Raw genomic sequence first — 21,234 nt, 5'->3', positions numbered from 1 at the left:
CCGGTGGACCCACATCACTTAAGGAAGACAGGAAGATGTCTGCCGAGCTTGTCAATCTCGCCGCCAGCAACGTCACGGGCAGCCTGGGCGCCGTCGCGTACGGTCTCGCCGCCATCGGCCCCGGTGTCGGTATCGGTGTGGTCTTCGGTCACTCCATCGAGGCCATGGCCCGTCAGCCCGAAGCCATGCCGATCATCCGGACCAACATGTTCCTGGGCTTCGCCCTCTGTGAGGTGCTGGCCCTTCTCGGTCTGGTCGCCCCCTTCATCTTCGGCAAGTAGCCGAACCGACGAAAGGTTCAGACATGATGACCTTCCTGGCCGCTGAGGGGGCGCAGAACCCCCTCATTCCGGACACGACGGAACTTGTCGTCGGCATCCTCTGTTTCCTGATCGTCTTCGGTTTCCTCGGTAAGAAGCTCCTGCCGAACATCCAGAAGACGCTGGAGGAGCGGCACGACGCGATCGAGGGCGGCCTGGAGCGTGCGGCCGAGGCACAGGCCGAGGCCAACCAGACCCTTGACCAGTACAAGGCCCAGCTCGCCGAGGCCAGGCACGAGGCCGCGCGTCTCCGCCAGGAGGCGACCGAGCAGGGTGCCACGATCATCCAGCAGATGCGGGAAGAGGGTCAGCGGCAGCGCGAGGAGATCGTCGCCGCCGGTCACACCCAGATCGAGGCGGACCGCAAGGCCGCCGCGGTCGCGCTGCGCCAGGACGTGGGCAAGCTCGCCACCGTACTGGCCGGCAAGCTCGTCGGCGAGTCCCTTGAGGACCACGCCCGGCAGAGCCGCACCATCGACCGGTTCCTCGACCAGCTGGAGAACAACGCGGCGAACGCGGAGGCCACGCGATGAACGGCGCCAGCCGTGAAGCGCTGTCCGCCGCACGTGAGCGCCTCGACGCACTGACCGACAACGCGTCGGTCGACGCGGCGAGCCTCGCCGAGGACCTGGCGTCCGTCACCGCGCTGCTCGACCGTGAAACGTCGCTGCGCCGCGTGCTGACCGACCCGGTCCAGAGCGAGGAGGCCAAGGCCGCACTCGTGGGCCGGCTGCTGAACGGCCAGGTCCAGGGCAGTGCGGTCGACCTTGTCTCCGGCATGGTCCGGTCGCGCTGGTCGCAGTCGCGTGACCTCGTCGACGCCCTGGAGGAGCTCGCCGCCACCGCGGATCTCACCGCGGCCCAGCGTGCGGGTCACCTGGACGACGTCGAGGACGAGCTGTTCCGCTTCGGCCGCATCGTCGAGTCCGACACCGGCCTGCGGGCCGCGCTCACCGACAAGGCGGCGCCGGCCTCCGCCAAGGCCGCGCTCCTGACCCGGCTCCTCGGCTCTCGCGCCGACGCCGTCACCGAGCGTCTGGTCATCCGTCTCGTGTCCCGGCCCCGTGGCCGTAGCCTGGAAGACGGACTCAGGTCCCTCTCCGGGCTCGCGGCAGCACGCCGTGACCGGATGGTCGCCGTGGTCACCTCTGCGGTCCCGCTCACGGACGCGCAGCAGGAACGGCTCGGCGCCGTGCTGGCCAGGATCTACGGCCGGCAGACGCACCTGAATCTGGACGTGGACCCCGAGGTCCTCGGCGGGATCTCGGTGCGTGTCGGTGACGAGATCATCGACGGCACGATCCAGGAGCGCCTCGACGAGGTGAACCGGCAGCTCGGCAGTCGCTGACGGTACACAGCCGGCGGCGGTGAGCCGCCGGCAGCAGAACACAGCAGGACACAGCAGGACACAGCACGACAGCGGCCCGGTTGGGCCGTGCAGCAACTGCGGAAGATTCCTGGGGGTCGCCCCCAGACCCCAAAGAAACTTCGGGCCCAACAAGGAGAGCAGGGAACCCAGATGGCGGAGCTCACGATCCGGCCGGAGGAGATCCGGGACGCGCTGGAGAACTTTGTCCAGTCGTACCAGCCGGACGCGGCCTCGCGCGAGGAGGTCGGTACGGTCAGCGTGGCCGGCGACGGCATCGCCCGGGTGGAGGGTCTGCCCTCCGCCATGGCGAACGAGCTGCTGAAGTTCGAGGACGGCACCCTCGGTCTCGCCCTGAACCTCGAGGAGCGCGAGATCGGCGCGATCGTCCTCGGCGAGTTCGACGGCATCGAGGAAGGCCAGCCCGTCACCCGTACCGGAGAGGTTCTCTCCGTGGCGGTCGGCGACGGCTACCTGGGTCGCGTCGTCGACCCGCTCGGCGCCCCGATCGACGGCCTCGGCGAGATCGAGACCGAGGGACGGCGCGCGCTGGAGCTGCAGGCTCCCGGCGTCATGGTCCGCAAGTCGGTGCACGAGCCGATGCAGACCGGCTACAAGGCCGTCGACTCGATGGTGCCGATCGGCCGTGGCCAGCGTCAGCTGATCATCGGTGACCGCGGCACCGGCAAGACGGCCCTCGCGGTCGACACGATCATCAACCAGCGTGACAACTGGCGCTCCGGCGACGCGAAGAAGCAGGTCCGCTGCATCTACGTCGCCATCGGCCAGAAGGGCTCCACCATCGCGTCCGTGCGCGGCGCCCTGGAGGAGGCCGGCGCGCTGGAGTACACGACGATCGTGGCCTCTCCCGCGTCCGACCCGGCCGGCTTCAAGTACCTCGCCCCGTACACCGGCTCGGCCATCGGCCAGCACTGGATGTACCAGGGCAAGCACGTCCTGATCATCTTCGACGACCTCTCGAAGCAGGCCGACGCCTACCGCGCCGTGTCGCTGCTGCTGCGCCGCCCGCCGGGCCGCGAGGCCTACCCGGGTGACGTCTTCTACCTGCACTCCCGTCTGCTGGAGCGCTGCGCGAAGCTCTCCGACGACATGGGCGCGGGCTCGATGACCGGTCTGCCGATCGTCGAGACGAAGGCGAACGACGTCTCGGCGTTCATCCCGACCAACGTCATCTCCATCACCGACGGCCAGTGCTTCCTGGAGTCCGACCTGTTCAACGCGGGCCAGCGGCCCGCGCTGAACGTCGGTATCTCGGTCTCCCGCGTCGGTGGTTCCGCCCAGCACAAGGCGATGCGCCAGGTCTCCGGCCGTCTGCGTGTGGACCTCGCCCAGTACCGCGAGCTGGAGGCGTTCGCGTCCTTCGGCTCCGACCTGGACGCGGCCTCCAAGCAGCAGATGGAGCGCGGCAAGCGGATGGTCGAGCTGCTCAAGCAGGCCCAGTACCGTCCGATGCCCGTCGAGGAGCAGGTCGTCTCCATCTGGGCCGGCACCAACGGCAAGCTGGACACCGTCCCCGTCGAGGACATCCGCCGCTTCGAGGCGGAGCTGCACGAGCACCTGCGCCGCGAGCGCAAGGAACTGCTCACCAGCATCGCCGAGGGCGCCAAGATGTCCGACGACACCATCACCGCCATCGGTGACGCCGTCGACAGCTTCAAGCGCCAGTTCGAGACGTCGGACGGCAAGCTGCTCGACGACTCCCCGGCCGACGCGGCCAAGTGACGACGGAAGGGACCTGACTCATGGGAGCGCAGCTCCGGGTCTACAAGCGTCGCATCAAATCCGTCACCGCGACCAAGAAGATCACCAAGGCGATGGAGATGATCGCGGCCTCGCGGATCATCAAGGCTCAGCGCCAGGTGACGGCCTCATCGCCGTACGCGACGGAGCTGACGCGCGCCGTCACGGCGGTGGCGACCGGGTCGAACACCAAACACGCGCTGACGACGGAAGCGGCGTCGCCGACCCGTGCCGCGCTGCTGCTCGTCACCAGCGACCGCGGTCTGGCCGGCGGCTACTCCGCCAACGTCATCAAGGCGGCGGAGCGGCTCACCGAGCAGCTCCGCGGTGAGGGCAAGGAGGTCGACGCCTACATCGTCGGCCGCAAGGGTGTCGCGTACTACGGCTTCCGCGAGCGCAAGGTCGAGGAGTCGTGGAGCGGTTTCACCGACAACCCCACCTACGCGGACGCCAAGGCGGTCGCGGCCCCGCTGATCGCGGCGGTGCAGCTGGACACGGCCGAGGGCGGTGTGGACGAACTCCACATCGTGTTCACCGAGTTCGAGTCCATGCTGACGCAGACCCCGGTAGCGAACCGGCTGCTGCCGCTGCGGCTTGACCAGGACCCGTCGGCCGAGGCGGTCGGGAAGCCCGAGGCGCTGCCGCTGTTCGAGTTCGAGCCGTCGGCCGAGGGCGTCCTGGACGCCCTGCTGCCGCGCTATGTGGAGAGCCGCATCTACAACGCGCTCCTCCAGGCCGCCGCCTCCAAGCACGCGGCCACCCGCCGCGCGATGAAGGCGGCGACCGACAACGCCGGCGAGCTGATCAAATCGCTCGGACGGCTTGCCAACGCGGCCCGACAGGCCGAAATCACCCAGGAAATCAGCGAGATCGTCGGTGGCTCCAGTGCCCTGGCCGACGCGAACGCGGGGAGTGACAAGTAATGACGACCACAGCTGAGGCACCGACCACCACGGGCCGCGTCGCCCGGGTCATCGGCCCGGTCGTCGACGTGGAGTTCCCCGTCGACGCGATGCCGGAGATCTACAACGCTCTGACGGTCGAGGTCGACGACCCGGCCGAGGCGGGCAAGCGCAAGACGCTGACGCTCGAAGTCGCCCAGCACCTGGGTGACGGCGTCGTCCGCGCCATCTCCATGCAGCCCACCGACGGTCTGGTCCGCCAGTCCCCGGTGACCAACACCGGCTCCGGCATCACGGTGCCCGTCGGCGACGTCACCAAGGGCCGGGTGTTCAACACGCTCGGCGAGGTGCTGAACGACCCGACCGCCGAGGCGCAGATCACCGAGCGCTGGCCCATCCACCGCAAGGCGCCGAACTTCGACCAGCTCGAGTCGAAGACCGAGATGTTCGAGACCGGCATCAAGGTCATCGACCTGCTGACCCCGTACGTCAAGGGCGGCAAGATCGGCCTGTTCGGCGGCGCCGGCGTGGGCAAGACGGTGCTCATCCAGGAGATGATCTACCGCGTCGCCAACAACCACGACGGTGTGTCGGTGTTCGCGGGCGTCGGTGAGCGTACCCGTGAGGGCAACGACCTCATCGAGGAGATGACGGAGTCCGGCGTCATCGACAAGACCGCACTGGTCTTCGGTCAGATGGACGAGCCGCCGGGCACGCGTCTGCGGGTCGCCCTGGCCGGTCTGACCATGGCGGAGTACTTCCGCGATGTGCAGGGCCAGGACGTGCTGTTCTTCATCGACAACATCTTCCGGTTCACGCAGGCCGGTTCCGAGGTCTCCACCCTGCTCGGCCGGATGCCCTCCGCGGTGGGTTACCAGCCGAACCTGGCGGACGAGATGGGCCTCCTCCAGGAGCGCATCACCTCGACGCGCGGTCACTCGATCACCTCGATGCAGGCGATCTACGTGCCGGCCGACGACCTCACCGACCCGGCCCCGGCGACGACGTTCGCGCACCTCGACGCGACGACGACGCTGTCCCGGCCGATCTCGGAGAAGGGCATCTACCCGGCGGTGGACCCGCTGGACTCGACGTCCCGCATCCTGGACCCGCGCTACATCGCGCAGGAGCACTACGACACGGCCAGCCGCGTCAAGGCGATCCTGCAGAAGTACAAGGACCTCCAGGACATCATCGCGATCCTCGGTATGGACGAGCTGGGCGAGGACGACAAGCTCACGGTCTACCGTGCCCGCCGTGTCGAGCGCTTCCTGTCGCAGAACACGCACGTCGCCAAGCAGTTCACCGGCGTCGACGGCTCGGACGTCCCGCTCGACGAGTCGATCGCCGCGTTCAACGCGATCTGCGACGGCGACTACGACCACTTCCCCGAGCAGGCATTCTTCATGTGCGGCGGTATCGAGGACCTGAAGAAGAACGCGAAGGAGCTCGGCGTCTCCTGACGCTCCGGGCCACGGGAACGCGTGGTGGGTCAGGGGCGGCCGGTCAACTCGGCCGCCCCGCTCCCCCCGCGCTCCCGAGCACCCCATAGAATTGACATCGACACCCGGAGGAACCGCCGGGTGCTGACCCGAGGAGCCACCCTTGGCTGATCTGCACGTCGAGCTGGTCGCAGCCGACCGTAACGTGTGGTCCGGCGAGGCCCACCTGGTCGTCGCGCGCACCAGCTCCGGCGACATCGGCATCATGGCCGGCCACCAGCCGGTCCTCGGTGTGCTGGAGTCGGGCCCGGTGACCATTCGTACGAGTGACGGCGGCACGGTCGTCGCCGCGGTGCACGGCGGATTCCTGTCGTTCGCCGACAACAAGCTTTCGCTGCTCGCCGAAGTCGCCGAGCTCGCGGACGAGATCGACCCCCAGCGCGCCGAGCGCGCGCTGGCCCGCGCGAAGTCGGACGACGACGACGCCGCCGAGCGGCGCGCCGACGTCCGGATGCGTGCGGTGGCGGCGAAGTAGAGGCCGCGCGACTGCTTTACCCCTCAGCCGCGGCCCGTTCCGGAACCTTCCGGAACGGGCCGCGGCTGAGGCGATGCGGTGGACGAACGGGCAGTTCAGGTGCGTGACCGGTTGAGGCGAGGAGGTCGGTACAGATGACCCTCTCGCTGCTTGTCGCGGCACTGGTCGTCGTCCTGGTTGCGTTGGGTCTCTTCGTGTTCGGCCTGCGCCGGCGCCTGATCCAGCGCTCCGGCGGGACGTTCGACTGCAGCCTGCGCTGGGACCTGCCCGAGCAGCCCGACCCGTCAGGCAAGGGCTGGGTGTACGGGGTGGCCCGGTACAACGGTGACCAGATCAACTGGTTCCGGGTCTTCTCCTACGCACCGCGCCCGCGCCGTTCACTGGAACGGTCCGCGATCGAGGTGGTGGCCCGCCGCGCCCCCGAGGGCGAGGAGGAGATGGCCCTGCTGTCCGACGCGGTCGTGCTGGCGTGCCGGCACCGGGGCGTCCAGCTGGAGCTGGCCATGAGCGACGACGCCCTGACAGGCTTCCTGGCCTGGCTGGAAGCAGCCCCACCGGGCCAGAGGGTGAATGTGGCCTGATAGGCGTCCCTCTGGGTGGGGGTCCCCCCGGACGGAGTCTGGGGGAGGGTCCCCCGCTCGGAGAGTGGGGGAGAATGTGGCCTGATAGGCGCCCGGTCGACGCTTCTCGAACGACGAGGGGGGCGGCACCCCGCCGGGTGCCGCCCCCTCGTCCCGATGGCGTCGCGGATCCGTCAGCCGAGGCCGTTGGACAGCGCCGTCACCAGCTCACCGTTGGACGTGTCGCCGCTGAACTCCCAGAAGAACGCTCCTCCCAGGCCCTGCTGCTTCGCCCAGGACATCTTGGAGCCGATCGTCGCGGGTGTGTCGTAGCTCCACCAGTTGGTGCCGCAGTGGGCGTACGCGGTGCCGGCGACGGTCCCGGTCGCCGGGCAGGTGGTCTTGAGGACCTTGTAGTCCTCGATGCCCTGCTCGTAGGTGCCGGGGGCGGGCCCCGTGGCGGTGCCGCCGGGGGCGTCCTGGGTGACGCCCGTCCAGCCGCGGCCGTAGAAGCCGATGCCGAGCAGCAGCTTGTTCGCGGGGACGCCCTGCGCCCTGAACGCGGCGATCGCGTCCGCCGAGTCGAATCCCGCGGTGGGGATGCCCGGGTACGACGTCAGCGGCGAGTGCGGGGCTGTCGGGCCCTGTGGGCTGAAGCCGCCGAAGAAGTCGTACGTCATCACGTTGTACCAGTCGAGGTACTGCGCGGCCCCCGCGTAGTCGGTCTTCGTGATCTTTCCGTCGGGGGAGGCGTCGGCCGTGGTGGCCGCGGTGACGAGCGCGCTGCTGCCGAACTTGGCGCGCAGCGCCTGGGTCAGGTTCTTCAGGGCCGCCGGGCCGCTGCTGTCACAGGACAGGCCGCACGCGTTGGGGTACTCCCAGTCGATGTCGATGCCGTCGAAGACGTCGGCCCAGCGGGGGTCCTTGACCAGGTCGTAGCAGGACTGCGCGAAGGCCGCGGGGTTCTGCGCGGCCTGGCCGAAGCCGCCGGACCAGGTCCAGCCGCCGAACGACCACAGGATCTTGAGGTTCGGGTACTTCTTCTTCAGCTCGCGCAGCTGGTTGATGTTGCCGGCGACCGGCTGGTCCCAGGTGTCGGCGGTACCGTCGACGCTGGTGTCGGCGGTGAAGGTCTTCTGGTAGTCCGCGTACGCGTCGCCGATGGCGCACTTGCCGCCGGTGACGTTGCCGAACGCGTAGTTTATGGTGTTGATCTTGGCGGCGGAGCCGGACGTCACCAGGTTCTTGACCTGGTAGTTGCGCTCGTAGGTGCCCCAGTCGGTGAGGTAGCCGAGCTTGACCTTGCCGGAGGTGCCGGGGTTGCCCGGGTCGGTGGAGCCGCCGGTGGTGTGCACCGCCGTGGAGCCGCTGACCGGGCCCATCTGGCCCGCGGTGTCCCGTGCCTGCACGGTGTACGAGTAGTCGGTGCCCGCGCTCAGTGCGCTGTCCGTGTACGTCGTGCCGGTGACGGTCGCGACCTTGGCGCCGTTGCGCAGGACGTCGTAGTTCGTGACGCCGTGGTCGTCACTCGCGGCGGTCCAGCTGAGGTTCACCGAGGTGTTCGTGACGCCCGAGGCCGTGGGCGTGCCGGGGGCGGACGGCGGGTTGTCGCCGGGGGCCGACGGGCCGCCGTCGCAGGACGCGCCGTTGAGCTTGCAGCCGCTGGGGGAGCCGGGGCCGCTGCCGTTGAAGCCGAAGCTGATGGAGGCGCCCGGTGCCAGCGTCCCGTTGTAGCTCTTGTTCTTCCCGGTCCAGTGGTTGCCGGAGTTGGTGACGTCGGCGTCCCACGCGGAGGTGACGGCGGTGCCGGTGGGGAAGTCCCATTCGACGGTCCACGACGACAGGGCGGTGGTGCCGGTGTTCTTCACCGTCCACTGGCCGCCGAAGCCGGTGCCCCAGTCCTGGGTCTTGGTGAAGGTGGCGGTGGCGGAGGTGGCCGCGTGTGCGGGGGCCGCGAGCCCCACCAGGGCCGCGAGCGGCAGGAGCAGCGCGGTGAGCGCGCCGGCTGCGCGGGATCTGAACCGCGGAGGGAACGAAGGAAGGGAACGGAGAAGCATCAAGGGGTGCTCCTAGGAATGCGTACCGGACAGTTCGGGGTGGGTCCGTGCACGGTGCGTCGCCGCGTGGAGCCTCGGCGTGTCCGGTGAGAGTAAGGAGGTCTGGACCACTCGTCAATAGGTCCAGACCAAAGTCGGCGCGGGGGTGGCGCCCCCTCCGCCCGGCCGCCGTGTCCGGGCTCCGGCGCCAACTCCCCTTCCCATGGCCTTACTTGGGACTCCCCACGTCGTCAGCGCTCGCCGCCCGGCACCCACAGCACGTCGCCGACCTGCTTGTTCGCCACCCGCGCGAGGATGAAGAGGAGGTCGGACAGCCGGTTCAGGTATGTCGCCGCGAGCGGATTCATCGTCTCGCCGTGCACCTCGAACGCGGCCCAGGTCGAGCGTTCCGCACGCCGGACGACCGTGCACGCCTGGTGCAGCAGGGCGGCGCCGGGTGTGCCGCCCGGGAGGATGAAGCTGCGCAGCTTGTCCAGGCCCTCCAGGTAGTGGTCGCAGTCCGCCTCCAGCTTGTCGACGTAGCCCTGCTCGACGCGCAGCGGCGGGTACTCGGGGTCGGCCACGACGGGGGTGGACAGGTCGGCGCCGACGTCGAACAGGTCGTTCTGCACCCGGACCAGTACCTTCACCACGTCCTCGGGCAGGTGCCCGAGCGCGATCGCCGTGCCGATGGCGGCGTTGGCCTCGTTGGCGTCGGCGTAGGCACCGATGCGCGGATCGGTCTTGGGCGCACGGCTCATGTCGCCGAGCGCGGTGGTGCCCTTGTCGCCGGTGCGGGTGTAGATGCGCGTCAGATTGACCATGTGCCCAGGGTAGGCATCCGCCCGCCGCGCGCGCTCGGGCGGCGCACCGCACGCGGGCGCCCGTCACCGCCGGGGCGGTGGTGTGGTCGGGGGCCACGACGCCGTGCGGCGACCCGGGACCCGGGCGGGAGAGTGCGGGCCGGGGGTGCGGGTCCGGGGGTGCGTGGTGGCGGGCTTCTTCCCGTTCGTGCGCGGCCGGCACGCGGGCGGGCCGCGTCGCGCGGCCGTGCCGTGGGGGAGTACGTCGAGGCCGGGGCGGGGCTCGCCCCTGGGAGGGCCCGGTCGAGGGCGACAGCCGTTTCCCGCGGATCGTGGGCGGGGGCGCCCACGGGGACGGCCGTTCCCGCCGGTCGTGGGCGGGGCAGCACGACGCACGCGCCGCTCCGGTCCGTCCGGTGGGAGGCCGTCGCCGCATCGAGCGCTCCCGGCGCGAGGAGACCGGCGCCTCGGAGAGTGAGCTGCCGTTCCGCCGCTGCCCTCCGCCGCCGCTGGTGGACGGTCAGTTGGCCGGGCCACAGGGCACCCTGAGGACGTCCGGCTGCGGCGGAAGGGTGAAGACCCGTACGCCGGGAGCCGTTTCGCGCGACGCGCTGGTCCTGCTGGACGACATCGAGGACATCCGGGGTGGGACCGCCCTCACCTACGCGGGTCCGCGCCGCCCGGCCCGGGGCCGGCCGGAGTCCCGGTGTGATGTCCGTCATCTGAGACGTGACGCGTGTCTCTCCGCCGCCACATGGCCGCCCCAGACCGCTAACCTCCGCTAAGCGCCGCGTTCGTAAGGGCGCGTTAAAGAGCCGCGCGCCGCCACAGGCCCGGCTGCTCGCCAAGAGAACCGAGAGGTGTGTCGTGGCCAGGAAGCTCGCCGTCATCGGCGCCGGACTCATGGGGTCCGGCATCGCACAGGTCTCCGCCCAGGCCGGCTGGGAGGTCGTGCTGCGGGATGTCACCGACGCGGCGCTGACGCGCGGAACCGACACCATCAAGGCCTCGTACGAGCGGTTCACCGCCAAGGGCAAGCTGGAGGCGGCGGACGCGGAGGCGGCGCTCGGCCGCATCACGACGACCACCGACCTCGACGCCGTCGCCGACGCGGACCTCGTCGTCGAGGCCGTCTTCGAACAGCTCGACGTGAAGCACGAGATCTTCCGCGCCCTCGACAAGATCACGAGCCCGGAGACCGTGCTCGCGTCCAACACCTCCGCGATCCCCATCACCAAGATCGCGGCGGCGACCGAGCACCCCGAACGCGTCGTCGGCGCCCACTTCTTCTCGCCCGTGCCGATGATGCAGCTGTGCGAACTGGTGCGCGGCTACAAGACCAGCGACGAGACCCTCGCCACCGCGCGGGAGTTCGCCGAGTCCGTCGGCAAGACCTGTGTGGTCGTCAACCGTGACGTGGCGGGCTTCGTCACGACCCGGCTGATCTCCGCGCTCGTGGTGGAGGCGGTCAAGCTCTACGAGTCGGGCGTCGCCACCGCCGAGGACATCGACCTCGCGTGCAAGCTCGGCTTCGGGCATGCCATGGGCCCGCTCGCGACGGCTGACCTGACCGGCGTCGACATCCTGCTGCACGCCACCGGCAACATCTACACCGAGTCGCAGGACGAGAAGTTCGCGCCGCCCGAGTTGATGCGCCGGATGGTGGACGCGGGTGACATCGGCCGCAAGAGCGGGCAGGGGTTCTACAAGCACTGATTTCCGCACGGAACCGCCGAGGACCAACGGCTCTCACCTGATGGGGTGAGAAGTGGCCGCGTCCGATATCGGTTCGCTTACGGGCAACAACCGCTCGCCCCTTCGGGCCGTCAGTTGTTGCGTCGGCAATCCGCCGGCACCGGCGCGTACGGCACGACCGTTTTGACGCACGACGCAGACGCTGTCAGGACACAGCGGTACCGCACTCTCGGGGAGCGCATATGCACATCAGGGGCGACCACGCCGAGCTGGTCGTCGGGGGCCGCCTCGACGTTCGCAGCGCGGCGGACGCCCGTACGGTTCTGCACGCGGCCGTGGACGACGGAGTCGGCGACCTCGTGCTGGACCTGACCGAGCTGGACTCCTGGGACGCCACCGGACTGGGCGTCATCATGGGCGTCCACCGGCGCGCCGGGCGGTGCGGCCGCAGACTCGTGCTCCGGGGCGTACCGCCGCAGATGCAGCGCCTGCTCGTGGCCACCCGCCTGCACCGCATCCTCGCCATCGAGGGCGGGATCGCGGCGGAGTCGCTGCCCCGCGTCTGACGGTGCGCCGGGTGGTGGCCGGCCCCGGCCGGCCCACGGCCTGCCGGGCGCCGCTGTCCGGCCGCCTCCCCCTTCGCGGGGAGGGGCTGTGCCGGCCCGCGTCGCGTGGTCCCCGCACCCCGCCGGCGGCCGGACCGCCGTGGCGTCACCCCCGGTAAGGCTCTGAGCTGCGCTCTCCCCGCGGCCAGGGGCCGGCTCCCCGCTCGTACCCCACCTGCCTCCGGCGGCCCCGGAGTTCCTGGATACAGTGCGGGGGTCTATGGTTCGGCCCCGCACGCCACTATCTGGGGGATTTGCCGATGGACCCGATGAGCGCGGGACCCGAGGAGCACGGACGCGACGAGGACCGGCGCCCCGGTTTCCCGGAGCGCAGGCCGCAACGGCGTGAGGCGATCACGCCCGCGCTGGCGTCCCCTGCGGGCGGCGGCGCCGGTGGTGCGCCCGTCCGCACCACCGAACTGGTGTCCGGTGACCTCCTCATCACCGTCAACCCCGTGGACGGCAGTGAGATCGAGCCCTGCACACCGGGCCGCCGCCCGGGCCGCCCCGAGCGCCGAGGCCCCCGCGAGCGCGCCGCGCTCCAGCGCGCCGGGCGTCCTTCCGTACCGCCGGGACCCGCTGCCCCCGCGCTGCCCCTGCTGGAGCGCGAGGCCGAACACGACCAGCTCGTCGAGCTGCTGGGCCAGGGCCGCTCCGCCCGGCTGCTGGGCGTGCCGGGATCCGGCCGCACCGCGCTCCTCGACGCCGTCGCCGCGCGCTGCGGGACCCTCGCACCCGACGGACTCATACGTCTGAACGGCTACCGCCGCACCGCGACCGAGCTGCTCCACGACCTGTACACCGTGGTCTTCCACAGCGAGGGGGAACACCGCCCCGACCGGGCCGAACTGCGCGCCCGCGTCGCGGAGGTGGGCGCCGTCGTCGTCGTGGACGACCTGGAACTCGGCGGTGAGGCGCTGGACGACCTGCTGTCCGCCACCCCCGAGTGCGCCTTCCTCTTCGCCGTCTCCCCCGAGGTGTCCGCGCCGTCGCCCGGCGCCGCCGTCGTGGACGTCCTGCTCGCGGGACTCGGCAGGGCCGCCTCGCTGGAACTCCTGGAGCGGGCCGCCGGACGGCCGCTGAGCGAGGTGGAGCGGAACTGGGCGGGCGACCTCTGGTTCGAGTCCGAGGGCCTGCCGCTGCGCTTCGTCCAGGCGGGTGCGCTGCTGCGGCAGCGCGACCAGCTCCGCCGCGACCCGCAGGTGTTCGACGAGTTCGAGGCGTTCGCCAAGCCCTCGGGGCCGACCGCCACGGGGACGACCGCGGAGACCGCGTTCGACCCGGCCTTCGACGGGGCCCCCGGCACGGAGGGCACGTACGACATCCCCCTGCCGACCCTCGGCGAGGGAGCGGCCCCCGCCGCCCTGCTCGCCTCGCGGCTGAGCGAATCGGCGCGGGCGACCCTGCGGTTCGCGGTCGCGCTCGGCGGCGAGGTGCCGCACCAGGCGCACCTGCCCGCGCTGGTCGGCGACACCCACGCGGACGCCGCCCTCGGGGAGTTGATGAGCTGTGCGCTGCTCAGCCCGGTCGGCGCGCGCTACCGCCTGGCCCCCGGCGTCCTGACCCAGCTGCGCGCCGCGGGGTACGCCGACGACGCGGTGCGCGACGCCCGCAGCGCCGCCGAGCACTACACCTGGTGGACCGGCCACCCCTCGGTCACGCCGCAGCGGATCACCGCGGAGGCGGACGCCGTCCTCGCCTCGATGGGCCCGCTGTTGCCCGAGGCCGCCGACACGGCCCTGCGCCTGGCGCGCAGCGCCGCACCGGCGCTGCTCGCCGGGCTGCGGTGGAGCGCCTGGGAGAAGGCACTCAGGGCCGGGCAGTCCGCGGCACGCGCGGCCGGAGAGGTCGCCGAAGAAGCTTATTTCCACCACGAGTTGGGCGTGCTCGCGCTCTGCGCCGGCAACCTGGACCGGGCGCGGGCCGAGCTGGAGGCGTCCATCGGGATGCGGGGCGTCGTCGCCGACCGCAGCGGCACGGTGGCCGGCCGACGGGCGCTGGCCCTGGTGTCCGACCTGGAGAGGGGGGTGACGCCCGTCGCGGCGATCGCGCCGCCACCGCAGCCCGCGGGAGCACCCGTGACCCAGCCGACGCCCATCGTGGCGGCGCTGCCGTCCCGGTCGGCCGAGCCGCCGCTGCGGCAGCAGCCGGTGCGGATCACGCAGGTACCCGCTCGCGCGGCCACCGGCCGGCGCCTGCTCGGCGGCGCGCGGCGCAACGTGGTCGCCGCCGGCGCGGGAGCCGTGCTCGCCGCCGTGATGGGTACGGTGGTGGGCCTCGGGCTCACCTCCGGCAACGGCTCCCAGGGCACCGACCACACCGCGACCGAGCGGAGCGACGGCGACGGCGATGCCCTGCCGCCCCAGGAACCCGCGGGCGGATCGAGCTCGGCGGGGACGCACGCGCCCGCGGGCCGCGGCTCCGCGGCCGGGGCGCCGGCGCCTTCGGCGTCCGGATCGTCGGGCGTTTCCGGGGCGCCGTCGTCGCCCGGCGCGGGATCGCCCTCCGGCGGCACACCGCAGGGACCGTCGGACAGCGGGCAGGCCGGACACGGGCCGGGCTCGCCGTCCCACTCGGGCGGCCAGGCACCGTCCTCGCCGGGCGGTACCGGCTCCGGCGGCTCGCCCGGCGGCCCCACCTCCCCGCCGCCGTCGTCGCCGGACGACCCGACGAGCCCGCCGAGCTCGCCCGGCAGCCCCACGTCCCCGCCGCCGTCGTCGCCGGACGACCCGACGAGCCCGCCGAGTTCACCCGACAGCCCCACGTCCCCGACGCCCTCGGGTGACGGCTCCGGGTCGGCGCAGTCCGCCTCCGTCACGGTGTCGCAGCCGACGAGCTGACACCGACGCGCACGGAGGCCCGTCGGCCGGCCGGCGCGCCGAGGCGTGCCGCTTCCGGCCGACGGGCCTCCGTGCGGAGGGTCACGGACGGCGGAGTTGACGGGTCGTCACCGTCAACGTGCGTTCTACAGCTGCGCCATGACACGCAGGCGGTCGGCGAACGCGCGACGTGAGACATCCGCGTCGGGTGCGAGGCGATCGAATCCGTGCGGTACGCCGGGATGGACGTGGAGTTCCACAGGAACTCCGGCCGAGGCGAGCGTGGCCGCGAAAGCCATGTTCTCGTCGCGGAATATGTCGAGGTCCCCGACCTCGACATAGGCAGGCGCCAGGCCCGATGCCTCTTCGAGCCGGGCGGGTGCCGCGATCGGCGACACGGCCGCCGTGCCGCGGGCTTCCCCCAGCACGGCACTCCAGGCCGTCCAGTTGTTGTCGTAGGTCCACGTCGCGTACGGCGCCAGCGCGGGATCCGCGTCGGTGTTGCGATCGTCGAGCATCGCGTACACGAGGATCTGCCGGGCCAGCGGAATCCCGCGGTCCCTGGCCAGGATGGCCGCGCCGGCGGCGGGTGCGCCCCCGCCGCTGTCCCCCATGACGGCGATGCGACCGGGGTCGACGCCGAGCTCGCCGGCGTGCGCGCGCAGCCACGACAGGGCCGCGCAGACGTCCTCGGCAAGGGCTGTACCGCCCGACTCCGGGGCCAGGCGGTAGCCGACCGAGAGGAACGGCACCCCGCTGCGGGCCACGTACCAGTCGAGCAACCTGTCGTAACTGTCGAGGCTGCCCAGGACCATGCCGCCCCCGTGCGCGTAGACCACGGCGGACCCCGGGGCCTCGTCGCCGCGGCGATACCACCGCAGTTCCATCCGGGCCCCGTCCGGCGCCTCGGCCCAGTGGCCGGTCCGGGAGACTCCCGAGACCGCCGGCGTCAGAGTCGACATGTACCGCTGGCCCGCGTTGCCGCTCTCACGCAGTGCCCTCCAGTCGCCCCGCGCCACGACCGGCGCGGGGCCGGCGGCGGCCACCCGGGCCAGGGCCGCGCCGACCTCGGCGTCGAGCCGGTGGCTCACGCTCCGGCCTCGTCGTACGGGGAGGGCTGGTTGCGGATGACCACCAGCGAGATGATCTTCCCCTCCCGCACCGAGAAGTAGTTGCTCATCACGAGTTCGTCCGGGAGGCCGGTCTTGTCGTACGTTCCGTCGTAACGGCCGCGGACGATCGTGTCGCCGTGGTGATCGAGCACCTCGACGGGTTCGACGGTGACGCTGTCGTCCACCATCTCCTTCTCCACCCAGCGGCGGATCGCTTCGACACCTCGTATCTCGCGGTGGTTGTCATTCACGTAGGCGTCCTCGGCGAAAGTGCCGACGATCGCGTCCACGTCGAACGAGTTGACGGCGCGGACATGATCGGCGACAACGCCGACGAGTTCGATGGATGTGGCCACGGAATTCTCTCTTTCTGTTCGTCCGGTCGAGCACCTCGACCGTCCTCCGTGACCGTGCGGGAGGGTCAAGGGATCAGTCCTGGCTTGACTCTCCCGCTGGGGAAGGGTTCACACTTGTCGCGTGAACACGACCCTGTCCATCGGTGACTTTGCCCGCGCCACGCACCTGAGCGTGAAGGCGCTGCGGCACTACCACCAGGAAGGGCTGCTCGAACCGGCCGAGATCGACTTCAGGTCCGGCTACCGCAGGTACGACCTCGCGCAGATTCCATCGGCGCAGGTCATCCGGAGGCTCCGCGCCCTCGACATGCCCTTGGAGGACATCCGGAGCATCCTGCGTGCGGAGGACGTCGCGGAGCGTAGTGACCTGATCGCCCGGCATCTGCTCCGGCTGGAGGGGGAGCTGGAGCGTACGAGGGCGGCTGCCGCGTCCCTCCGCGACCTGCTCGAGCACCCGAAGTCGGAATTCCCCGTCGAACATCGCCACATCCCGGAGATGCGGGCGGCGGCCATCGCCAAGGAGGTCGACGCCGAGGAGTTCGGTGCGTGGTACAACGGAGCCCTTGGCGAGCTGTACGCGACTCTTTCCGCGCAAAGCGTCCCGCTCGCCGGTGAAGCAGGGGGAATGTACGCGGATTCCCTGTTCCGTGAGGGACACGGGATGGCCACGGTCTACCTTCCGGTGGAAGGTTCCCCACCCACCGCGGGCCGGATCCAGCTGATCGACCTGCCTTCGGCGGAATTGGCGGTCATTCTCCACAAGGGGCCGGTGCAGGGGATCGATCGCGCTTACGGAACTCTCGCCGATTATGTGACGCGCCATGCGCTGTCGACAGCCGGGCCCATTCGGGAGTTCTATCCGGTCAATCGGCACCACACCGGCGACTCTTCCCACTGGTGCACCATGATCGGATGGCCGGTCTTCCGGACGAAGCCGTCCTTCTGAGGCGGAGGGCCGGCGCCTGTAGCTGTCGCTGCCCCGGTCGCCAGTCGCCCGCCCGTCGGCCGGCCCCGGTACCGGACCGGTGGCGGGACGCCGCGTGGCGAAGGCGTGGGCAGGGTCCGCGTGTCAGAGGCGCGGAGAGCTGTGCCGCCGGGCGGCGAGGGCCGTCAGGCCGCTGAGCAGGACGTCCAGGCCGAACTCGAACCGCTCCTCGGGCGAAGCCTCAGGCGGCGGTCCGGTCAGGTCGGCGAGGCCGCCGTAACGCGCGATGTACGGACCCGGTGGACGCCGGTCCCCGCGCCCGCGGCCGGAACGACCGGCATGGTCCCTCTGCCGCTCCAGGGCATCCGTCGCGGCCGGAAGGGCCGTCGCGCCGATGTGTCCCAGCAGCAGCCCGGCCGCGTGGGAGGCGGCGTCCGGGAGCAGTCCGCCCGCCGTCAGGACCGCCGGCAGCCACCGACACACCGCGGCCGCGCCGGGGCCCGGCGGTGTGTCGCCGAACGGCGCGGCCACCAGGGCCGGGTGGCTGCGGAGCAGCGCATGGAGCGAGCGAGCGAACTCCCTCGTCCGAGCGACCCAGTTCTCCGGATCCACCGCGGGCAGCCGCAGCCCGGCCAGCGGGCGGTCGAGGGCCAGCCGGACCAACTGCTCCTTGCTCTCCACATGGGCGTAGAGAGCACTCGGGCCGGCCGACAGGCGGTCGCCGACCTTCCGCATGGTCAGCCCGTCGAGGCCCTCGTCGTCGATCACGCCGAGCGCGGCGTCCACGACGGCGTTCCGGCTCAACGGGGGGCGGGCCGGCCGTCCCGCGCGGTCCGGGCCGGCCGGGACGGTCGCGGGAGGGCCGGCGTCACCGCCGGGAGCAGCCGCAGGGGACGCGTTCACGGCTCCGGATCGTACGCCGGGTCCCGTGATCGGGCGCCGTCAGAACAGCCGCAGTTTGTCGTCCTCGATGCCGCGCAGCGCGTTGTAGTCGAGCACCACGCAGCCGATCCCGCGGTCCGTCGCCAGGACGCGGGCCTGCGGCTTGATCTCCTGGGCCGCGAACACGCCCTTGACGGGAGCCAGATGGGGATCGCGGTTCAGCAGATCGAGGTAGCGCGTCAACTGCTCGACACCGTCGATCTCGCCGCGCCGCTTGATCTCCACCGCGACCGTGCCGCCGTCGGAGTCACGGCACAGGATGTCCACCGGGCCGATCGCCGTGGGGTACTCGCGGCGGATGAGGCTGTAGCCCTGGCCCAGGGTCTCGATGCGGTCGGCGAGCAGTTCCTGGAGGTGTGCCTCCACGCCGTCCTTGATCAGGCCGGGGTCCACGCCCAGCTCGTGCGACGAGTCGTGCAGGACCTCTTCCATGGTGATGATCAGTTTCTCGCCCGCTTTGTTGACGACGGTCCACGTGCCGTCCCCCTCCTTGAGGGTGCAGGGCGGTGACATCCAGTTGAGAGGCTTGTACGCACGGTCGTCGGCATGGATCGACACACTGCCGTCCGCCTTGACCAGGATGAGACGGGGTGCGGAGGGCAGATGAGCGGTGAGCCTGCCCGCGTAGTCCACGGAGCAGCGGGCGATGACGAGACGCATGGTCGGCAACGCTACTCGACAGGCGTCGCAGTACGCGATTCGCCCCACAAGCCCCGTTCGGTTGTGGCCGGTTGTGCTCCCATCTGCCTGGTGCCCTTCTGGCCGCACGCCTAACGTGTAAGCAGGAGGTTGTCGCGCGTGCACGCTGCGTCGCCACCCCTCCCCCTTCCCTGCCCGTAAGACCCCGGTCGCGGGGTCGCGAGAGGAGAACCCCATGTCGCTCGACGTCTCACCGGCGCTCTTGGAGCAGGCCGAGCGAGGCGAGGTCGACGAAGCCGACTTCGTCGACTGCGTCCGGACCTCCCTGCCCTACGCGTGGGAGATGATCAGTTCCCTGGTGGCCCAGCTGAAGGTCGACGGCGGCCCGTTCGCCGACAACCAGACGCCGCCGCCGGACGAGTACGCCCGTGGTCAGCTGCTGCGCGCGCTCGCCAGCGATGCCATACGGGGGGCGCTCCAGCGCCACTTCGGAGTGCGTCTCGCCTTCCAGAACTGCCACCGTGTGGCCGTGTTCCCGCTCGACGAGGCGTCCGACGCGCGCCTCACGCGCTTCACGTCCGTGCGGGCCCAGCTGCTCAACCAGTCGCCCGAACTCCGGGACTGCTGACGGGATCGCCGCCGCGCCGCCGCCGTTCCGCACCGACGGGGGTGATCGGTGCGGAACGGCGGCGTCCGTGCCCTCGGGGCGTGGCGTAGCACCCGCCGGCGCGCTCGCTCCGGCCCGCGCCGGGCGCACACGCCGGCGCTCACCCGCGACATTCGGCCACCCCGAGTGCGCTACGCCAGATGCGGCAGGACTTCGGCGCCCAGCCGTCGTACGTTCTCCTCCGTCGAGGCCAGGTCCCCCGACCCCTCCACGAGGAGCGCGAAGCGCGTGATGCCCGTACGCTCCGACGTCGCCGCCAGCCGGTCGACGGCGAGCCGCGGCGGCCCGACCGGATGCAGGGAGCACAGCCGCTCGGTGTAGTCCACCGGGTCCCGCATCGAGCGGGCCCTGCCGTCCACGGTGACGTGCGCGCCCAGTCCCTGCCGCAGCCAGCCCGGCATGGCCTTGATCAGCGCCTCCGCGGCCTCGGCGCGGTCGTCCGCGACCTGGGCGACCCCCACCGACACATGGGCTCCCTGCGGGTCGTGGCCGGCCGCCAGTGCGTGCGTGCGCCACAGGGCGACCATCGCGGCCTTCTCCTCGTCGTCCGCGTGCATCCCGAGCAGCATCGGCAGGCCGCGCTCGCCCGCCAGCCGTACGGTCCTCGGAGAGGTGCAGGCCACGACGACCTCGGGGCCCGGCACGTCCAGCAGTTCGTCGGGACGGGGCACCACGGGCACCTCGCGGAACGTGTACCGCGGCCCGAGCGCGTCGACGCGCGGTTCCCGCAGCCATCGCAGCAGCAGGTCGAGCGATTCGGGGAAGTCCCGTTCGAAGGCCGCGAGTCCCGCCCCGAACACCTCCAGATCGACCCAGGGCCCGCCCCGGCCCACGCCGAGGGAGAACCGGCCGTCGGAGAGTATGTGCAGCAGCGCGGTCTGCTCGCCGAGTGTCACCGGATGGGTGTTCGGCAACACACTGATCGCGGTGCCCACCCGGATGCGCCGGGTCCTTCCGAGCAGCAGCCCGGCCAGGGTCACCGCCGACGGGCACACCCCGTACGGCACGAAGTGGTGCTCGGCCAGCCACACCTCGTCGAGCCCGGCGCTCTCCACGGCCTGCGCGGTGCGCACCGCGCGGTGCAGCGCCTCGCCCTGGCCCTGTCCCGGGAACTGTGCTGCCAGCACGAATGTCCCCAGACGTGTCCTCGTACGCGTCGCATTCCGCACACGCATCGCCTTCTGCCTCCTCGCGGCCGACGCGACTCCCCTCTCCGGCAGTAACGCCTGACACGTGCCAAAGGCACGGCTACGGACCAAGATCTTGCGATTGTCCGGTAATTGCCCCTTGCGCGTGGCGGATTCCGGCCGCCGACCGGGCATGCGCCCGTAGGGCCCCCGGCCACGCGGGCCTTACGCTGGAAGGCAGCCCTGCCGTCTGCCCCGTGAGGTGTGTCATGTCCCCGCGCCGCAACCGCCCCCGAGGCGGCGAGAAAGCGACCGGCCAGGACGTCGGCGATCCCGGCGCGCGATACGGCGGCTTCCAGCGCACCGAGTCCTGGCAGGGCGAGGAGTGGTCGGTGCGGCACGTGGCGGGCGCGAGCGCGGCGGGCAAGCGCTACCGCTGCCCCGGCTGCGACCAGGAGATCCCCTCGCATGCGCCGCACGTCGTGGCCTGGCCCGAGTACGGCGGTGTGGAGGACAGGCGCCACTGGCACCAGGCGTGCTGGAACGCGAAGGACCGGCGCGGGGCCCGCGTCCAGCGCTCCCGCAACGCCCCGCGGTACTGAGACGGCGAAGGCCGGCGCGC

Annotated in this window: 21 protein-coding genes; 14 read left to right on the top strand and 7 right to left on the bottom strand. The window is 71.4% G+C overall.

Annotation, left to right across the window (positions count from 1 at the left end; all coding sequences use genetic code 11):
* Positions 1-35 precede the first annotated feature (35 nt).
* From atpE to OG310_RS10480, 8 genes are all read left to right on the top strand, one after another.
* Positions 36-281: an ATP synthase F0 subunit C gene (gene atpE / locus OG310_RS10515; protein ID WP_329455611.1), complete on the top strand. Its 246-nt coding sequence runs from the start codon at positions 36-38 to the stop codon at positions 279-281.
* 26 nt (positions 282-307) lie between these two features.
* Positions 308-853, top strand: a complete 546-nt coding sequence (locus tag OG310_RS10510) for a F0F1 ATP synthase subunit B (protein ID WP_329460114.1) — start codon at positions 308-310, stop codon at positions 851-853.
* Complete coding sequence (locus tag OG310_RS10505) at positions 850-1,668, top strand: F0F1 ATP synthase subunit delta (protein ID WP_329455610.1); 819 nt, start codon at positions 850-852, stop codon at positions 1,666-1,668. The genes OG310_RS10510 and OG310_RS10505 overlap by 4 nt, the downstream gene beginning before the upstream one ends.
* 171 nt (positions 1,669-1,839) lie before the next feature.
* Positions 1,840-3,429: a F0F1 ATP synthase subunit alpha gene (gene atpA, locus OG310_RS10500; protein ID WP_329455609.1), complete on the top strand. Its 1,590-nt coding sequence runs from the start codon at positions 1,840-1,842 to the stop codon at positions 3,427-3,429.
* Between the two features lie 20 nt (positions 3,430-3,449).
* The gene (locus OG310_RS10495; RefSeq protein WP_329455608.1) at positions 3,450-4,370 is read left to right on the top strand and encodes a F0F1 ATP synthase subunit gamma; all 921 of its coding nucleotides are present in this window, start codon (positions 3,450-3,452) and stop codon (positions 4,368-4,370) included.
* Positions 4,370-5,812: a F0F1 ATP synthase subunit beta gene (gene atpD, locus OG310_RS10490; RefSeq protein ID WP_329455607.1), complete on the top strand. Its 1,443-nt coding sequence runs from the start codon at positions 4,370-4,372 to the stop codon at positions 5,810-5,812. Before OG310_RS10495 ends, atpD begins: the two co-directional genes overlap by 1 nt.
* 142 nt (positions 5,813-5,954) lie before the next feature.
* Positions 5,955-6,326: a F0F1 ATP synthase subunit epsilon gene (locus OG310_RS10485; protein ID WP_329455606.1), complete on the top strand. Its 372-nt coding sequence runs from the start codon at positions 5,955-5,957 to the stop codon at positions 6,324-6,326.
* 134 nt (positions 6,327-6,460) lie between these two features.
* Complete coding sequence (locus OG310_RS10480) at positions 6,461-6,907, top strand: DUF2550 domain-containing protein (protein WP_329455605.1); 447 nt, start codon at positions 6,461-6,463, stop codon at positions 6,905-6,907.
* Between the two features lie 173 nt (positions 6,908-7,080).
* Here the strand turns inward: OG310_RS10480 and OG310_RS10475 are convergent, their stop codons facing one another.
* Both OG310_RS10475 and OG310_RS10470 read right to left on the bottom strand, forming a co-directional pair.
* A complete protein-coding gene (locus OG310_RS10475; protein WP_329455604.1) occupies positions 7,081-8,943 on the bottom strand; it encodes a glycoside hydrolase family 18 chitinase in 1,863 nt (620 codons plus the stop codon).
* A gap of 230 nt (positions 8,944-9,173) precedes the next feature.
* Positions 9,174-9,746 carry a cob(I)yrinic acid a,c-diamide adenosyltransferase gene (locus OG310_RS10470; protein WP_329455603.1) on the bottom strand — a complete coding sequence of 191 codons (573 nt, stop codon included), beginning with the start codon at positions 9,744-9,746 and terminating at the stop codon, positions 9,174-9,176.
* 846 nt (positions 9,747-10,592) lie between these two features.
* Here OG310_RS10470 and OG310_RS10465 point away from each other — a divergent pair.
* The 3 genes from OG310_RS10465 (at position 10,593) to OG310_RS10455 (ending at position 14,865) form a co-directional block, all read left to right on the top strand.
* Positions 10,593-11,441, top strand: coding sequence for a 3-hydroxyacyl-CoA dehydrogenase family protein (locus OG310_RS10465; RefSeq protein WP_329455602.1), 849 nt, complete (start codon positions 10,593-10,595; stop codon positions 11,439-11,441).
* A 221-nt stretch (positions 11,442-11,662) separates the two neighbouring features.
* The gene (locus tag OG310_RS10460) at positions 11,663-11,986 is read left to right on the top strand and encodes an STAS domain-containing protein (protein ID WP_235796275.1); all 324 of its coding nucleotides are present in this window, start codon (positions 11,663-11,665) and stop codon (positions 11,984-11,986) included.
* A gap of 299 nt (positions 11,987-12,285) precedes the next feature.
* Positions 12,286-14,865 carry an ATP-binding protein gene (locus OG310_RS10455; RefSeq protein ID WP_329455601.1) on the top strand — a complete coding sequence of 860 codons (2,580 nt, stop codon included), beginning with the start codon at positions 12,286-12,288 and terminating at the stop codon, positions 14,863-14,865.
* Positions 14,866-14,990: 125 nt separating this feature from the next.
* Here the strand turns inward: OG310_RS10455 and OG310_RS10450 are convergent, their stop codons facing one another.
* A complete protein-coding gene (locus OG310_RS10450) occupies positions 14,991-15,935 on the bottom strand; it encodes an alpha/beta hydrolase (protein ID WP_329455600.1) in 945 nt (314 codons plus the stop codon).
* Complete coding sequence (locus OG310_RS10445; protein WP_329455599.1) at positions 15,932-16,312, bottom strand: nuclear transport factor 2 family protein; 381 nt, start codon at positions 16,310-16,312, stop codon at positions 15,932-15,934. The genes OG310_RS10450 and OG310_RS10445 overlap by 4 nt, the downstream gene beginning before the upstream one ends.
* A 121-nt stretch (positions 16,313-16,433) precedes the next feature.
* Between OG310_RS10445 and OG310_RS10440 the strand changes: the two genes are divergently transcribed.
* Complete coding sequence (locus tag OG310_RS10440; RefSeq protein WP_329455598.1) at positions 16,434-17,258, top strand: MerR family transcriptional regulator; 825 nt, start codon at positions 16,434-16,436, stop codon at positions 17,256-17,258.
* A 123-nt stretch (positions 17,259-17,381) separates the two neighbouring features.
* On the opposite strand, the gene OG310_RS10435 is transcribed toward OG310_RS10440, so the two are convergent.
* Positions 17,382-18,140, bottom strand: a complete 759-nt coding sequence (locus tag OG310_RS10435; RefSeq protein ID WP_329455597.1) for a TetR/AcrR family transcriptional regulator — start codon at positions 18,138-18,140, stop codon at positions 17,382-17,384.
* 39 nt (positions 18,141-18,179) lie between these two features.
* A complete protein-coding gene (gene nucS / locus OG310_RS10430; protein WP_329455596.1) occupies positions 18,180-18,839 on the bottom strand; it encodes an endonuclease NucS in 660 nt (219 codons plus the stop codon).
* A 214-nt stretch (positions 18,840-19,053) separates the two neighbouring features.
* Between nucS and OG310_RS10425 the strand changes: the two genes are divergently transcribed.
* Positions 19,054-19,446: an SCO5389 family protein gene (locus OG310_RS10425; protein ID WP_329455595.1), complete on the top strand. Its 393-nt coding sequence runs from the start codon at positions 19,054-19,056 to the stop codon at positions 19,444-19,446.
* A gap of 170 nt (positions 19,447-19,616) precedes the next feature.
* Here the strand turns inward: OG310_RS10425 and OG310_RS10420 are convergent, their stop codons facing one another.
* Positions 19,617-20,660 (bottom strand): LLM class flavin-dependent oxidoreductase, encoded by a 1,044-nt coding sequence (locus OG310_RS10420; RefSeq protein WP_329455594.1) that lies wholly within the window; start codon positions 20,658-20,660, stop codon positions 19,617-19,619.
* 221 nt (positions 20,661-20,881) lie between these two features.
* On the opposite strand from OG310_RS10420, the gene OG310_RS10415 reads away from it, so the two are divergent.
* The gene (locus OG310_RS10415; RefSeq protein WP_329455593.1) at positions 20,882-21,214 is read left to right on the top strand and encodes an ATP/GTP-binding protein; all 333 of its coding nucleotides are present in this window, start codon (positions 20,882-20,884) and stop codon (positions 21,212-21,214) included.
* Positions 21,215-21,234: the final 20 nt, after the last annotated feature.

This window comes from Streptomyces sp. NBC_01497, from assembly GCF_036250695.1.
Taxonomy (GTDB): domain Bacteria; phylum Actinomycetota; class Actinomycetes; order Streptomycetales; family Streptomycetaceae; genus Streptomyces.
The sequence above is the reverse complement of the archived record's forward strand: the minus strand, read 5'-3'. Positions and strand labels throughout refer to the sequence as shown.

What these genes read in the sequence shown, in the direction of transcription:
- OG310_RS10425 (WP_329455595.1), top strand. Translation starts at nt 19,054, where the DNA reads ATGTCGCTCGACGTCTCACCGGCGCTCTTGGAGCAGGCCGAGCGAGGC.
- OG310_RS10475 (WP_329455604.1), bottom strand. Translation starts at nt 8,943, where the DNA reads ATGCTTCTCCGTTCCCTTCCTTCGTTCCCTCCGCGGTTCAGATCCCGC.
- atpA (WP_329455609.1), top strand. Translation starts at nt 1,840, where the DNA reads ATGGCGGAGCTCACGATCCGGCCGGAGGAGATCCGGGACGCGCTGGAG.
- atpE (WP_329455611.1), top strand. Translation starts at nt 36, where the DNA reads ATGTCTGCCGAGCTTGTCAATCTCGCCGCCAGCAACGTCACGGGCAGC.
- atpD (WP_329455607.1), top strand. Translation starts at nt 4,370, where the DNA reads ATGACGACCACAGCTGAGGCACCGACCACCACGGGCCGCGTCGCCCGG.
- OG310_RS10420 (WP_329455594.1), bottom strand. Translation starts at nt 20,660, where the DNA reads ATGCGTGTGCGGAATGCGACGCGTACGAGGACACGTCTGGGGACATTC.
- OG310_RS10505 (WP_329455610.1), top strand. Translation starts at nt 850, where the DNA reads ATGAACGGCGCCAGCCGTGAAGCGCTGTCCGCCGCACGTGAGCGCCTC.
- OG310_RS10455 (WP_329455601.1), top strand. Translation starts at nt 12,286, where the DNA reads ATGGACCCGATGAGCGCGGGACCCGAGGAGCACGGACGCGACGAGGAC.
- OG310_RS10510 (WP_329460114.1), top strand. Translation starts at nt 308, where the DNA reads ATGACCTTCCTGGCCGCTGAGGGGGCGCAGAACCCCCTCATTCCGGAC.
- OG310_RS10495 (WP_329455608.1), top strand. Translation starts at nt 3,450, where the DNA reads ATGGGAGCGCAGCTCCGGGTCTACAAGCGTCGCATCAAATCCGTCACC.
- OG310_RS10415 (WP_329455593.1), top strand. Translation starts at nt 20,882, where the DNA reads ATGTCCCCGCGCCGCAACCGCCCCCGAGGCGGCGAGAAAGCGACCGGC.
- OG310_RS10480 (WP_329455605.1), top strand. Translation starts at nt 6,461, where the DNA reads ATGACCCTCTCGCTGCTTGTCGCGGCACTGGTCGTCGTCCTGGTTGCG.
- nucS (WP_329455596.1), bottom strand. Translation starts at nt 18,839, where the DNA reads ATGCGTCTCGTCATCGCCCGCTGCTCCGTGGACTACGCGGGCAGGCTC.
- OG310_RS10460 (WP_235796275.1), top strand. Translation starts at nt 11,663, where the DNA reads ATGCACATCAGGGGCGACCACGCCGAGCTGGTCGTCGGGGGCCGCCTC.
- OG310_RS10470 (WP_329455603.1), bottom strand. Translation starts at nt 9,746, where the DNA reads ATGGTCAATCTGACGCGCATCTACACCCGCACCGGCGACAAGGGCACC.